Origin of the sequence: Achromobacter animicus (assembly GCF_040775605.1) — a bacterium.
GTDB lineage: Bacteria > Pseudomonadota > Gammaproteobacteria > Burkholderiales > Burkholderiaceae_B > Achromobacter > Achromobacter animicus.
In genome coordinates this window covers 4,248,218-4,262,564 of record NZ_JAYGJK010000001.1, presented here as the reverse complement: position 1 = coordinate 4,262,564, position 14,347 = coordinate 4,248,218, and the positions used below count along the sequence as shown (strand labels likewise).

The 14,347-nt window shown below is 64.3% G+C and carries 13 protein-coding genes and 1 tRNA gene; 10 read left to right on the top strand and 4 right to left on the bottom strand.

Going from position 1 to position 14,347, the window contains the following annotated elements:
- Positions 1-266 precede the first annotated feature (266 nt).
- From azu to AB3147_RS19390, 3 genes are all read left to right on the top strand, one after another.
- Complete coding sequence (azu, locus tag AB3147_RS19400; protein ID WP_175124244.1) at positions 267-716, top strand: azurin; 450 nt, start codon at positions 267-269, stop codon at positions 714-716.
- A gap of 239 nt (positions 717-955) precedes the next feature.
- Entirely contained in the window at positions 956-2,542 is a 1,587-nt protein-coding gene (locus AB3147_RS19395) for a TerC family protein (protein WP_175124243.1), read from the top strand.
- Between the two features lie 19 nt (positions 2,543-2,561).
- Positions 2,562-3,425: an undecaprenyl-diphosphate phosphatase gene (locus tag AB3147_RS19390; protein ID WP_175124242.1), complete on the top strand. Its 864-nt coding sequence runs from the start codon at positions 2,562-2,564 to the stop codon at positions 3,423-3,425.
- Positions 3,426-3,512: 87 nt separating this feature from the next.
- Here AB3147_RS19390 and AB3147_RS19385 read toward each other — a convergent pair whose 3' ends face one another.
- The 3 genes from AB3147_RS19385 to AB3147_RS19375 all read right to left on the bottom strand — a co-directional run bounded on the left by AB3147_RS19385 (position 3,513) and on the right by AB3147_RS19375 (position 5,606).
- The gene (locus AB3147_RS19385; RefSeq protein ID WP_175138602.1) at positions 3,513-4,286 is read right to left on the bottom strand and encodes a UDP-2,3-diacylglucosamine diphosphatase; all 774 of its coding nucleotides are present in this window, start codon (positions 4,284-4,286) and stop codon (positions 3,513-3,515) included.
- A complete protein-coding gene (locus AB3147_RS19380) occupies positions 4,279-4,788 on the bottom strand; it encodes a peptidylprolyl isomerase (RefSeq protein WP_175124240.1) in 510 nt (169 codons plus the stop codon). The genes AB3147_RS19385 and AB3147_RS19380 overlap by 8 nt, the downstream gene beginning before the upstream one ends.
- Positions 4,789-4,922: 134 nt before the next feature.
- Positions 4,923-5,606: a tetratricopeptide repeat protein gene (locus tag AB3147_RS19375; protein ID WP_175124239.1), complete on the bottom strand. Its 684-nt coding sequence runs from the start codon at positions 5,604-5,606 to the stop codon at positions 4,923-4,925.
- Between the two features lie 402 nt (positions 5,607-6,008).
- On the opposite strand from AB3147_RS19375, the gene cysS reads away from it, so the two are divergent.
- The 6 genes from cysS (at position 6,009) to AB3147_RS19345 (ending at position 11,950) form a co-directional block, all read left to right on the top strand.
- Positions 6,009-7,463, top strand: coding sequence for a cysteine--tRNA ligase (gene cysS, locus AB3147_RS19370; protein WP_367352740.1), 1,455 nt, complete (start codon positions 6,009-6,011; stop codon positions 7,461-7,463).
- A gap of 20 nt (positions 7,464-7,483) precedes the next feature.
- A complete protein-coding gene (locus AB3147_RS19365; RefSeq protein ID WP_175124237.1) occupies positions 7,484-8,128 on the top strand; it encodes a DNA-3-methyladenine glycosylase family protein in 645 nt (214 codons plus the stop codon).
- Between the two features lie 36 nt (positions 8,129-8,164).
- Entirely contained in the window at positions 8,165-9,130 is a 966-nt protein-coding gene (locus tag AB3147_RS19360) for an acetyl-CoA carboxylase carboxyltransferase subunit alpha (protein WP_175186447.1), read from the top strand.
- 156 nt (positions 9,131-9,286) lie between these two features.
- Positions 9,287-10,264, top strand: coding sequence for a tRNA lysidine(34) synthetase TilS (gene tilS / locus AB3147_RS19355; RefSeq protein WP_367353561.1), 978 nt, complete (start codon positions 9,287-9,289; stop codon positions 10,262-10,264).
- A gap of 238 nt (positions 10,265-10,502) precedes the next feature.
- Positions 10,503-11,768: an aspartate kinase gene (locus AB3147_RS19350; protein WP_175124234.1), complete on the top strand. Its 1,266-nt coding sequence runs from the start codon at positions 10,503-10,505 to the stop codon at positions 11,766-11,768.
- Between the two features lie 89 nt (positions 11,769-11,857).
- Positions 11,858-11,950 (top strand) — tRNA-Ser (locus tag AB3147_RS19345).
- A gap of 162 nt (positions 11,951-12,112) precedes the next feature.
- Here the strand turns inward: AB3147_RS19345 and mnmH are convergent.
- Positions 12,113-13,159 (bottom strand): tRNA 2-selenouridine(34) synthase MnmH, encoded by a 1,047-nt coding sequence (gene mnmH, locus AB3147_RS19340; protein ID WP_367352739.1) that lies wholly within the window; start codon positions 13,157-13,159, stop codon positions 12,113-12,115.
- 640 nt (positions 13,160-13,799) lie between these two features.
- Between mnmH and AB3147_RS19335 the strand changes: the two genes are divergently transcribed.
- Entirely contained in the window at positions 13,800-14,315 is a 516-nt protein-coding gene (locus tag AB3147_RS19335; RefSeq protein WP_367352738.1) for a DUF2199 domain-containing protein, read from the top strand.
- Positions 14,316-14,347: the final 32 nt, after the last annotated feature.

Below are 14,347 nucleotides of genomic sequence, written 5' to 3'. Positions count from 1 at the left end.
TGAACTCTGTTCGTCGTGTTTGCTTACGGGCATCCTACGAACATGCACCCAGGACCGGATTGCGGTTTGTCAATCTGCCAGAGTCGAAGGCCTAATAGCCCTACGAAATGTAGGGGAAGTTCCTGAGTTTTGAGGGGTATCCGCAGGGGGTGTTGATGGATGTCAAGAGAGCGAGGGGAAGGCAGTCCTACACTGATCCGCGGCGGCAACGGCGTCTGCATCTGGCTGGCGTACGTGCATCGACCGCTGTGTCATCGGAGAATTTCATGCTGGCAAAAGCCACCCTCGCCATCCTTCTTTCCGCCTCCAGCCTGCCCGTGCTGGCCGCGCAATGTGAAGCCACCGTCGAAAGCAACGACGCCATGCAGTTCAACGTCAAGGAAATCGTGGTCGACAAGAGCTGCAAGGAATTCACGGTCAACCTCAAGCACGTCGGCAAAATGGCCAAGGTCGCAATGGGCCACAACTGGGTCCTCACCAAGGAAGCCGACAAGCAGGCCGTCGCCACGGACGGCATGGGCGCCGGGCTGGCACAAGACTACGTCAAGGCGGGCGACACCCGCGTCATCGCCCACACCAAGGTCATCGGCGGCGGCGAATCCGACTCCGTCAAGATCGACGTCTCCAAGCTCGCCGCTGGCGAAAACTACGCATTCTTCTGCTCCTTCCCCGGCCACTGGGCCATGATGAAGGGCACGCTCAAAGTCGGCGGCTGATGTCCCGACGGGTCTGTTGAGACAAGCAAGAGCCGGCCGGGGGGCCGGCTTTTTCATGCCCGCAACGTTTGACGCGCGGCGCGTGTAAACCGGGACACACGGCCCGTTTCAGGCGCTTGCAAGCCTTAGTCCATACGGCCCAAAGCCTCTGTCCATCAGGCTTACGGAGGGGATGCGTCACCGGCATGTCATGGATTTTCCATGTACGATTACCGGTCGTGTAACTTCTGGAGCTCCTGATGGAGTGGCTGCTGGACCCCGCTGCGTGGGTCGGCTTGCTTACCCTGGTCGTCCTTGAGATCGTCCTGGGCATTGATAACCTGATTTTCATCGCCATCCTGGCGGACAAGCTGCCGCCCGCGCAGCGCGATCGCGCGCGCATCATGGGCCTGAGCCTCGCGCTGATCATGCGCCTGGGCCTGTTGTCCGTCATGTCATGGCTGGTCACGCTGACTACCCCCCTGTTCAATATCGGTCCGCTATCGCCGTCGGGGCGCGACCTGATCCTGATGGTGGGCGGCCTGTTTCTGCTGTTCAAAGGCACCATGGAACTGCACGAGCGCCTGGAAGGCAGCATGCACACCGGCTCGTCCGGCCCGCGCGTCTATGCCAGCTTCTGGGTGATCGTCACGCAGATCGTGGTGCTGGATGCGGTGTTCTCGCTGGACTCGGTCATTACCGCCGTCGGCATGGTGGATCACCTGGCCATCATGATGATCGCGGTCATCATTGCCATCGGCATCATGCTGATTGCGTCCAAGCCGCTGACGCGCTTCGTCAACGCCCACCCGACGGTGGTGGTGCTGTGCCTGGGCTTCTTGCTGATGATCGGCTTTTCGCTCCTGGCCGAAGCCTTCGGCTTCAAGGTGCCCAAGGGCTATCTGTACGCCGCCATCGGGTTCTCGGTGGCCATCGAGGCGCTCAACCAGGTGGCGCGCCGCAACCTGCTCAAGCTCGACGCCCGTTTTCCCATGCGCGAACGCACCGCCTCGGCCGTGCTGCGCATGCTGGGCAAGCGGCCGCCGGCCAGCGACGAACCCGACCTGCCCAATGCCGGCAGCCCGGCAGTACAGGCCTTCGGAGTCGAAGAACGCAACATGGTCAGCGGGGTGCTGACGCTGGCCGAGCGCTCCATCCGTTCCATCATGACGCCGCGCACGGACGTTTCCTGGATCAATATCGACGACGATCCCGACAACATCCGCCGCCAGCTCACCGAGGCGCCGCACAGCTTCTTCCCGGTGTGCCGCGGCTCGCTGGACGAGGTGCTCGGCATCGGCCGCGCCAAGGATCTGATCGCGGACCTGATCACCGAGGGCCGTGTGCGCCGCAACCGCCTGCGCGATCCCATCATCGTGCACGAGTCGATCGGCATCCTGCGCCTCATGGACACCCTCAAGCGCTCGCGCGGCCAGCTCGTGCTGGTGGCTGACGAGTTCGGCGCCATCGAGGGGCTGGTGACGCCGATCGACGTTTTCGAGGCCATCGCCGGCGAATTCCCCGACGAAGACGAGCTGCCCGACATCGTGGCGGACGGCGACAACACCTGGAAGATCGACGGGGCGGCCGACCTGCACCACGTCGAGCAGGTGCTTGAAACCGAAGGGCTGGTCGACGACGCCCAGGACTTTTCCACGCTTGCGGGCTATCTGCTCTCGCGCTTCGGACACCTGCCCAAGCCGGGCGACGTGTGCGAATACCAGATCCATCACCAGCATTTCCGCTTCGAAGTCCTGGAAATGGATGGCCGCCGCATCGCGCTGGTGCGGGTCGAGAAGCGCCCCGAAGAGCATTTTCCTGACGAAGCAACCCTAGCCAACGACTAACAGAGAGAGACCCCAGCCCGTGACCGAGAACTCGCTCTATCTGATCAAAGCATTCATCCTGGGCATCCTGGAAGGCCTGACGGAATTCATCCCCGTGTCCAGCACGGGCCACCTCATCCTGGTCGGCGACTGGCTCAATTTCGATTCGGGCGACGGCAAGGTGTTCGAGGTGGTCATCCAACTTGGATCCATCCTTGCCGTGATGTGGGTCTTCCGAGCCCGGCTGCTCAAGCTGATCCGCGGCACGCTGACGGGAGTGCCCAGCGAGGTGGCCTTCACCCGCAACCTGATCCTGGCTTTCCTGCCGGCGGCGGTGATCGGCGCGATCTTCATCAAGACCATCAAATCGGTGTTCTACCACCCGGCGGTGGTCGTGGTGACGCTGGTGCTGGGCGGGCTGATCATGCTGTACGTCGAACGCCGCACGCGCCACACGCCGGGTGATGCGCCGGGCGCCGCTGACGACACCGCCTCGGACGAGCGCGCGTCGGCGCACACGCTGGAACAGATCACCTGGAAGCAGGCGCTGGGCGTGGGCGTGGCGCAGTGCTTTGCGATGATTCCCGGCACCTCGCGGTCGGGCGCCACCATCATCGGCGGCATGATCGCCGGCATCCAGCGCAAGACGGCCACCGAATTCTCGTTCTTCCTGGCCATGCCGACCATGCTGGGCGCAGCGGCCTACGACATGTACAAGAACTTCGGCCTGCTGACCCAGCACGACCTGTCGGGCATCGCCGTGGGCTTCATCGCGGCGTTCCTGAGCGCCATGGTGGTGGTGCGGGCCGTGCTGCGCTTCGTGGCCAACCACACGTACCGCGTGTTCGCGTGGTACCGGATCATCTTCGGCGGCATCGTGGCGGCCTGGATCTTCACGCGCTGATTCCTCCCGCCACACGGCGATCGCAGAAAGAAAAAGGGCCGCTTTCTCAAGCGGCCCTTGTTTTGTCCGGCATGGGACGGGTGGCGTCTACGCTTCCGTTTCCAGGTCGTAGAACTGCAGCCCGTCGCGGTCAATGACCAGCCAGCCGCCGCGCGGCGGCGACACGTGATCGCAGTCCCAGTCGGGCAGCACCCAGCGCTCGCGCTTTTGGCCGTCGACATCGAGCACGTGGCGGTTGGGGCGATGCGTGTGGCCATGCACCAGCACGCGAACGCCCGTCTCGCGGAAGATCGATTCGATGGCGTCCGCGTTGACGTCCATGATTTCCATGGACTTCGTCTGGTTGGCCGCCTGGCTCTCGCCCCGTGCCTGCTGCGCCATGGCCAGCCGCTCGGGAATGGTCTTGGCCAGGAATTCGGCCTGCCATTGCGGGTTGCGGACCATCTTGCGGAACTGCTGGTAGGCGGCGTCGTCCGTACAGAACTCGTCGCCGTGCGTCAGCAGGACCTGGCCGAAATCGGTTTCCAGCAGTGCCGGCTCGGGCAGCAGGCTGGCGCCCACGGCCTTTGCCAGTTCCTCGCCGATGAGGAAATCGCGGTTGCCGCGCCCCAGCCAGACCGGGATGCGGGCGGCCGTATTGCGCAGCGCCACCAGCACCGTGGCAAGCCACGGCGGGGCGGCGCGGATCACGTCGTCGCCAATCCAGGCGTCGAAGATGTCGCCGGGCAGCAGCAGGGCTGCCGCCTCTTCCTCTGCCGCCTGCAGAAAGGCCAGGAAGGCCTCCGAGGTGGCCGGCGTGGCCGGCCCCAGGTGCAGGTCGGATGCCAGCCAGACCGGGCCGGGCAGGGAGATCTTATTCAAGAACTTCGGCCTTCTCGATGATGACGTCTTCGTTCGGCACGTTCTGGTGGAAGCCCTTGTTGCCGGTCTTCACGCCCTTGATCTTGTCGACCACGTCCTGGCCTTCGGTGACGGCGCCGAACACGGCGTAGCCCCAGCCGTTCGGCGTGGGCGACGTGAAGTTCAGGAAGTCGTTATTGGACACGTTGATGAAGAACTGGGCGGTGGCCGAGTGCGGATCGCTGGTGCGGGCCATGGCCAGGGTGTACTTGTCGTTCTTCAGGCCGTTGTTGGCCTCGTTTTCGATCGGGGCGTGGGTCTGCTTCTGCTTCATGCCGGGTTCGAAGCCGCCGCCCTGGACCATGAAGCCGTCGATCACGCGATGGAACACGGTGCCGTTGTAGAAGCCTTCCTTGACGTAAGTCAGGAAGTTTTCAACGGACTTGGGCGCCTTGGCGGCGTCCAGGGTGATGACCATGTCGCCTTGGTTCGTTTGAAGCTTGACGCGGGGATTGGTGCTCATGGTTTTGGTGCCTTCGGAGGTGGAGGGAGAAGAAGAGGCTGCGGGCGCGGCGCTGACGAACGCCGGAGCGAATGCAGCCAGTGCGAACGAGCACGCCGTCAGGCGCAGCAGGTGAAGAGGGGAGTAACGGGACATCATTTGCCTTGTTTATCCTTCAACATTGTTTCAACTTCGCGGACCTTTTCCCGCATGCCAGGCACGCCGTCGCCGGCGGCCTCCTTGTAGGTCCGCAAGGCCTGCAGCAATTGCAGGTCGCCGAGGTTGGCGCGGGCGGCAGCGTAGTTCGGGTCTGCGCGCAATGCCATCTGGAGGGCATCCTGCGCACGGTCGAGTTCGCCGCGTCCAGCATATAGAGCTGCCAGATTGTTCCAGGGTTCCGGCAATTCCGGGAACCGCGTGGTCATATCGTTGTAGATGTCGATGGCTTCGTTCGTGCGGTCCAGGGCGGCGAGGGCGCGCGCATGCTGGAACATGAGCTGCACGTCGGTGCCGCGCTGGTCCTTGATCTCGGCCTGGCGCTTTTCGATCATCGCCAGCGCTTCCGCGTTTTCGCCACGGTTCAGCATGCGCTCGATGTGCGTCGTGATCTGCGACGCGGAGGGGATCAGCCGGGTGTCCACGCTGGGCTTGGCGGCTTCCAGCAGATTGGCCAGAGCGTCCCAGCCGCCCTCAGGCGGAATCGGGTCCAGGGTGGTGCGGGTGGCGTTGGGGTTTTCTCCCGCGCCGCCGCTCATCGACTGGGCGAGGGCGACGCCCGCCGGCGCGCCGGCCAAGGCCAGGGCGAGCAGGGCAACGCAAAAACGCGGCTTGATAGTCACGTGGGCTTTCCGTTAAAAGTCTTGGCCGGCTGGCGCTTACGCGCGCGACCGGGCCGCTTGCTATACTTGACGACCGCCATTTTAGCCCCGGTTGCGTTTTTGGCTCGACCATCGCGTTCAAGGCAGTAGGGAATAGGGGCCACCGGAAGAATACGGGCCATCGATCCCGCACCGACAGCACTGCACCGACAGCACTGCCGGGACAGCACTGCCGGGACAGCACTGCCGGGACAGACTGCCAGGACTGCACTGCCAATGGACAGCGCTGCCAATGGAACTGCACTGCCATCGGGGCGGCAATGTAAATGGGGCGGCGAATTGGGCGGCACGCGTTGACGGTATGTTCCGTCGACAGCAACTTTCCGAAACCGCCACGGAACATTAAACGAAACCTATCGCGCCATGCTGCAAATCTACAACACGTTATCGCGTACCAAAGAACCGTTCAAACCGGCCCAGGCCGGCCAGGTGCGCATGTACGTGTGTGGCATGACCGTGTACGACTTCTGCCATCTGGGCCACGCCCGCATGCTGGTGTCGTTCGACGTCGTGCAGCGCTGGCTGCGCGCCAGCGGCTTGTCGGTGGACTACGTGCGCAACATCACGGACATCGACGACAAGATCATCCGCCGCGCCGTGGAAACGGGCCGCCGCATCGGCGAAGTCACCGAGTTCTACATCGACGCCATGCATGCCGACGAGCGCGCGCTGGGCGTCGAATCGCCTGATCGCGAACCCCGCGCCACGCAGTACGTGGGCGAGATGCTCGACATCATCGGCAAGCTCGAAACCAACGGGCTGGCCTACCAGGCCGAAGACGGCGACGTGAATTACGCCGTGCGCGGTTTCCCCGGCTACGGCAAGCTGTCCGGCAAGACGCTCGATGACCTGCGCGCCGGCGAGCGCGTGGCGGTGGGATCCAGCAAGCGCGATCCGCTCGATTTCGTCCTCTGGAAGTCCGCCAAGGCCGAGGAACCCGCCGACACCAAGTGGGAATCGCCGTACGGCCTGGGCCGCCCGGGCTGGCACATCGAGTGCTCGGCCATGAGCAAGTCGCTGCTGGGTCTGCCGCTGGACATCCACGGTGGCGGTCCGGACCTGAAATTCCCGCACCATGAAAACGAGATCGCCCAGACCGAGGGCGCGTTCGGCGGCACGCTGGCCAACATCTGGATGCACTGCGGCCCGCTCATGGTCGATTCGGACAAGATGTCCAAGTCCCTGGGCAACTTCCGCACCATCCGCCAGACCGTCGCGCAGAATGACCCGGCGGCTGACCAGTCCGAGTACCAGGTGAACCCGCGCGAAGCGGAAATGGTGCGCTTCTTCATTGTGCGCAACCATTACCGCAGCCCGCAGAACTACACGCCGGACAACCTGATCGACGCGCAGAACGCGCTGGATCGCCTGTACCAGGCCCTGCAAAACGTGCCGGCCGACGATCAGGGCATTGACTGGAACGAGCCGCAGGCACAGGCCTTCAAGGCCGCGATGGACGACGACTTCAACAGCTCGGGCGCCGTGGCCGCGTTGTTCGAACTGGCCTCCGAGGCCAACCGCACCAAAAGCGCGCGCAGCGCCGGTCAGATGAAGGCCCTGGCTTCGCTGCTGGGCCTGCTGCAGCAGGCGCCCGCCACGTACTTCCAATCCGCCACCCGCTATTCCGCGGCCGCTATCGAGCAAGGCGCGCGCAGCACGCTGGATGCCGACGCCATCCAGTCCCTGATCGACGCGCGCGCGGCCGCCAAGGCTGCCCGCAACTTTGTCGAAGCCGACCGCATCCGCGCCGAGCTGCGCGAATCCGGCATCGAGCTGGACGACAAACCGGGCGGCCTGACGCAATGGCGCCGCGCGTGACCCCGCAGGATACGCCGGACATGTCCACCGCAGATCTCGAGATTCCCAAGCCTGAATACTGGGAGGCCGCCGTGGCGCACCTGATGCGCCGCGACCGCATTCTGAAAAAGATCATCCCCCAGCACCCGGAGGTCTGGCTGACCTCGCGCGGCACGCCGTTCATCACGCTGGCGCGGGCGATCATCGGGCAACAGATTTCCCCGAAGGCGGCCGATGCCGTCTGGACCAAGTTCATCGACGCCGTGGGCAAACGCCCCACGCCCGTCGCCGTGCTGCGCGTTGGCCTGGACGGCCTGCGCAAGGCCGGACTGTCGCAACGCAAGGCCGAATATGTGCTCGACCTGGCCGTGCATTTCGGCGAGCGCCGGGTCCATCCCGAGAAATGGGCGGCCATGGACGACGAGGCCGTCATTTCGGAACTGGTCGCCATCCGCGGCATCGGACGCTGGACGGCGGAGATGTTTTTGATTTTCAATCTACAGCGGCCTGATGTCCTGCCGCTGGATGATCCCGGGTTGCTCAAGGCAATCTCGCTACACTATTTCAGCGGCGAGCCTGTCTCTCGCTTCGAGGCTCGCGAAGTCTCGTTGGCGTGGCAGCCCTGGCGTACCGTGGCGACCTGGTATCTGTGGCGCAGTCTGGAACCGACGCCGGTCCAATACTGACGCAAACCAGGCAGCCCATCTACGGAACCACACTACATGCGCAATACATTTCTGGAATTTGAACAGCCGCTCGCCGAGCTTGAGAACAAGATCGAGCAGCTGCGCTATGTGCAGGCCGATTCGGCGGTAGACATCTCCGATGAAATCGGACGTCTGCAGCAGAAGAGCCAGACGCTCGCCAAGGAGATCTACGCCAAGCTCACGCCCTGGCAAACGGCGCTTGTCGCGCGTCACCCCCAGCGTCCCTACACGCTGGACTACGTGCGCGAAATGTTCACCGACTTCCATGAACTGCACGGCGACCGCATGTACGCCGACGACCAGTCCATCGTGGGCGGCCTGGCGCGCTTCAACGGCACGCCGTGCATGGTCATCGGCCACCAGAAGGGCCGTGACACCAAGGAGCGCGCCGCGCGCAACTTCGGCATGCCGCGCCCCGAGGGTTATCGCAAGGCCCTGCGCCTGATGCGCCTGGCTGAAAAATTCGGCATTCCCGTCTTCACCTTCGTGGACACCCCGGGCGCTTATCCCGGCATTGGCGCCGAAGAGCGCGGCCAGTCCGAAGCCATCGGCCACAATCTTTACGCCATGGCCGAACTGAAAGTCCCGTTGATCTGCACGATCATCGGCGAAGGCGGTTCGGGCGGCGCGCTGGCCATTGCCGTCGGCAACGCCGTGCTGATGCTGCAATACGCCACCTACGCCGTGATTTCGCCGGAAGGCTGCGCCTCGATCCTCTGGCGCAGCGCCGACAAGGCCCCCGAGGCCGCCGACGCGCTGGCCATCATCGCGCCCCGCCTCAAGGATCTGGGTCTGGTGGACCGCGTGGTCAACGAACCCGTGGGCGGCGCTCATCGCGACCCCCGCGTCATGGCCCGCCTCTTGCGCCGCGCGCTCGGCGACGCCCTGCGCCAGCTTCAGGGCATGACCCCCGAACAGCTCGTCGAGCAGCGCCTTGAGCGCGTGCGCTCGTACGGCGCCTTCCAGGAAGTGCGCGCGTAAAGCGGGCAGGGCGCCGGCCCTTTGCCGGCGCCGCGGCCCCCGCGCCCTTGCACGCTCATGACTGACGTCCCGCCGCCCGGCAGCCATCCCCGGGCCGACGCGGGCGCCATTCCCTCCCTGCCAATCTCCACCGCGCTTGCCGCGGCGTTGCGCCAGATGCTCCAGGCACTGCCCGAGCGTCCGCGCCGCATTGCCGTGGCGTTCAGCGGCGGCGCGGACTCGGCCATGCTGGCTGTACATGCGGCCGCCGTTGCGCCGCTGCTGGGCATCGAGGTGATGCTTTTCCATGTGCACCACGGTTTGCAGGCGCAGGCCGACGAGTGGGCGCGACACGGCCAAGCCCTGGCCGCAAGACTGTCGGTCCCGCTTATCGAGGCGCGCGTGCAGGTCGAGCCGGCCAGCGGCAAGGGCATCGAAGCCGCTGCGCGCGATGCGCGGTATGCCGCGCTCGCCCGGTTGGCGCAGGAGCACGCCGTCCACCACATCCTGCTCGCCCACCATCGCAACGATCAGGCGGAAACCGTGTTGCTGCGCCTGCTGCGCGGGACCGGGCTGGCGGGCATGGCGGCCATGGCGCCGGTAATGCAGCGCGATAGCGTGTCGTACGTGCGCCCGTGGCTTGAGCAGGATCGCAGCGCGATTCTTCAGGCGGCCGATGACGTAGAGGCAGCCATCGGCTGGCGCGCCGTGCAGGACCCCACCAATGCCGATCCGCGCTACACCCGTGCCGCACTGCGTGAATTGCTGGCGCCCGTGCTGGATGCACGCTGGCCCGGCTGGCGCGGCATCGTCGCGCGCCATGCGCGGCACATGGCAGAGGCGGCAGAGATTCTGGACGAAGTCGCCCGTGAAGATTTTGCGCGGCTGGATCCCGGTGCCGATGACGCCAGTTTTTCGTTGCAGGCGTGGCGCGGACTATCGCCCGCCCGTCAGTCGCAGGTGTTGCGGTATTGGCTGGAGCGAAATGGGGCGCGGATGCCCACCGACGCGCGCATGGCGGACCTGCTGAGGCAGTTGCGTGGCCTGCACAGCCTGGGCCATGACCGGCAATTGCGAGTGGAGCAGGCGGGCCACGTGATTCGATGTCACCGCGGCCGCGTGTGGGTGGAGCGCCGGGGCCAGGCCGGTTTGTAGATCAGGATGTAAGGCGGTATGCAGGCCGGTACGTAAGCCGGATCGGAAGCGGGTTCCGACGCCGGTTTGCGGTAGGAAGTCAGCTACTCCGATTTGGGGCGGTATCGACAAGCCCAACACCGTATTCACCCCGAAAATGGACATAAATCTGCGCAAACTGCGCAAATTTTTACCGTCGCGCTAGAATATATGGTTTTGCCCGTCAACACTTGCGGCGGGTGTCCAGCCAGAGTACGAGATGTCCCTGATCGTTCACAAATATGGCGGTACTTCGATGGGCTCGGTCGAGCGCATCAGAAACGTGGCGCGTCGCGTCGCAAAGTGGCACGCCGCCGGCCACCAGGTTGTTGTTGTTCCGTCCGCCATGGCGGGCGAGACGAATCGTCTGCTGGGCTTGGCGCGCGAGCTCTCGCCCCAGCCCGACGGCCGCGAACTCGACATGATCGCCGCCACCGGCGAGCAAGCCAGCAGCGGCCTTCTGGCCATTGCCTTGCAGGCCGAAGGCGTGTCCGCACGCAGCTATGCCGGTTGGCAAGTGCCCGTGCGCACCGATTCGTCGTTCACGAAAGCCCGCATCACGTCCATCGACGACGCCCGCGTGCGCGCTGATCTGGACGCCGGCCGCGTGGTCATCGTGACGGGCTTCCAGGGCATCGACCCTGACGGCCACATCACCACGCTGGGCCGCGGCGGCTCCGACACCTCGGCTGTAGCCGTGGCGGCCGCCATCAAGGCCGACGAATGCCTGATCTACACCGACGTGGACGGCGTCTACACGACCGATCCGCGCGTCGTGCCCGAAGCGCGCCGCATGTCCGTCGTTTCCTTCGAGGAAATGCTGGAAATGGCCTCGCTGGGCTCCAAGGTCCTGCAGATCCGCTCGGTCGAATTCGCCGGCAAATATCGTGTTCCGGTCCGGGTCCTGTCCTCGCTGACCGACCCCCTTATCCCGCTCGACGAAGAAATGGTCTCGGGCACGCTGATTACTTTTGAGGAAGACGAAAAAATGGAAGCCGCCGTTGTCTCCGGCATCGCCTTCAGCCGCGACGAAGCCAAAATCACCCTGCTGGGCGTTCCCGACAAACCCGGCATCGCATTCTCCATCCTGGGTCCCGTCGCCGCCGCCAACATCGACGTCGACATGATCGTGCAGAACCAGTCCGTGGCCGGCACGACCGACTTCTCGTTCACCGTGAACCGCAACGAATTCACGCGCGCCGTCGACCTGCTCAAGCGCGAAGTCATCCCCGCCGTCGGTGCCCGTGAACTGTCCACCGACGAAAAGGTCGCCAAGGTCTCCATCGTCGGCATCGGCATGCGCTCGCACGTCGGCGTCGCCAGCCTGATGTTCCAGACGCTCTCGCAAGAGGGCATCAACATCCAGATGATCAGCACCAGCGAAATCAAGACCTCGGTCATCATCGACGACAAGTACATGGAACTGGGCGTGCGCGCACTGCACAAGGCCTTCGGTCTGGACCAGGCGCCGGCCACCAAGGTCTGATGAATCAGGTCCGGCACGATTTTTTTGCGTGAACGCCCCGATCGCAGGCAAGAGCCAAAAAAATCGTGCTAGAATCTCGTTCTCTTTTCGGAGACGTGCCCGAGAGGCTGAAGGGGCTCCCCTGCTAAGGGAGTATGTGGCTAAAAACTGCATCGTGGGTTCGAATCCCACCGTCTCCGCCAAAGACACTTGCACCAGTGAACCAAGGTTGCCTCAAGACCCGCATAGCTTATTGCTCTGCGGGTTTTTTGTTTTCTGCGCGGTGATGGTGCGCGTTTGACCACGCGTAGTCGTAGTCGTAGTCGTAGTCGTAGTCGGAGTCCTAGTCGCGTTGCGGGAGTGATCTACGTCTTTCTGCCGATCAACGCCCGTGCCTGTTCAACCACATCGGCGTCGTTCGGCCGGAAATCCACCTGCACGGCTTGCGCAAGGCGCACGAAGTGCGATTGCGAACTGCGCGCGTACGCCGGGTCGTAGTGCCTGTCGATCAGTTCGCGCGCCAGGTCTTCACGGCGGCCTTCGTCCACCAGCGTTATCCAGCCCTTGATGGTTTCTCGGCTGTGCAGTCCCACCATGCGCTGCAACTGCGCCTTGAGCCAATCCGGCGTGTCGAACAGCCGCGCGTAATCCTGCTGCAGGAAGCGCGTGCGGTCGTCGCGGCTGGCGCGGACTTCGACACAGTCACCCTGATGCATGGCATGCAGCAAGGATGCGGGCAGTTCCACCGCGCCGATCTTGCGGCTTTCTGCTTCGACGAACACCGGTTGGCTGGCGTCGAGTTCGCGCAGCCTGACCGCGAGCAACGTGTCGAAGCGCTTCTGCGTGGGCTGTTCCGCGCCGGGCAATGCGCCCAGCAGCGAACCCCGATGGGAGGCAAGGTCTTCCAGGTCCAGCGGCTGCGCGCCTGCGTCCCGCAGCGCGTGCAGCAAGCGCGTCTTGCCGCTGCCGGTGGGGCCGGTCAGTACGACGAAGCGCAGCGGTTGTGGGAGCGTTTGCAGGCCGTCGAGGGTGGCGCGCCGGTAAGTCTTGTAGCCGCCGTCGAGTTGCCGGGCGCGCCAGCCGATCATGTTGAACATCAACGTCATCGAGCCCGACCGCTTGCCGCCTCGCCAGCAGTAGATCAGCGGACGCCAGCCTTGCGGGCGGTCGGCGAAGGTGGTTTCCAGATGGCGGGCGATGTTGCGAGCGACGATGGCCGCACCCGCGCGGGATGCTTCGAAGGGAGATACCTGCTTGTACATCGTGCCGATCAGGGCGCGTTCTTCGTTGTCGAGCACTGGCGCGTTGCGGGCGCCCGGAATGTGATCGTCGGCGTATTCCAGCGGGGTGCGCACGTCGATGATTTCATCGAAATCATCCAGTCTGTCCAGACTGACAAGCAGGTGTTTCACGCGGACCGCCCCTCGGTAAGTCGATCTGCAATTCTCGCACGCTGCGCTGCGGTGTCGAGCTGGATCCTATTGAGGATGGATAGAATGGCAGCCCTCGCCAGGATGGGTGTCTGACACCCTGGAAGGGCGCAGTTTCATGCATGTAGTCCATCGATGCGGGTGTCACACACCGAGGTCCCACCTATTCGCGAAGCGTCATCACCTTAACGCAAGGCACTGCGTAAGTCGCTACAAGCATGTAGTCCATCGATGCGGATGCCAGACACCGAGGCCACCTAATCGCGAAGCGTCATCACCCCAACGCAAGACACTGCGTAAGTCACCGCAGGCCGCCCGCGCGGCCGAACGGGGACGGGCAACGCAAGATGCTTCTGGCCCAAGAACCTCTGCGCAAAAACGCCAAGCACACAGACCGCCCCAGCGCCCGACAGGTTTCAAATGCTAGAGTCCGGTGCGGTGGCGGCCCGGGGTGCGCGGGGCGTCGATAAGCCCGAGGGAATCCGTAGGAGTCGCCGAAGGCGAGGACGAGGATGACAAAGGGGAAGTCCGGAGCGAAGGCTCCGGACCGCAATCGTGGCCCCGCGCACCCCGGGACGCCACCGTGCCGGACGCCTCAAGAACCCACACCGAAAAAGTAGCAATGGACTTTTCCTTCAAGTGCACCACCTGCGACGAGTTCCACCACGGCCTGCCGAGCTTCGGCGCCGATGCTCCCGCGACGTACTACGCCGTACCGCCCGAAGAACGCGACCATCGTTGCGATCTGGGCAGTGACGATTGCGTAATCGACGAGCAGCACTTCTATGTGCGCGGCTGCATCGAGCTGCCGATCGCGGGCCATCCAGAACCCTTCGTGTGGGGCGTGTGGGTCTCGCTCAGTCTGCAAAGCTACGAGACGTGGGTGCGGATGTCGGACGAGGCAAAGCGTTCGCACACGCCGCCGTTGTTTGGCTGGCTTACGACGCGGCTCGATCCGTATCCCGACACGATCGGACTGAAGACGCACGTGCATCTTCGGGACGACGGCATCCGGCCGTACATCGAACTGGAGCCGACGAGCCATCCGTTGGCGGTGGATCAGCGCGAGGGGATCACGACCGGCCGCGTTGCGGAGATCTATGCGCTGCTGGTGCACGGGCAGACGGGCGCGGCGTAGAGAGGGCGATTCGCCCGACGGATCGCCGCCCG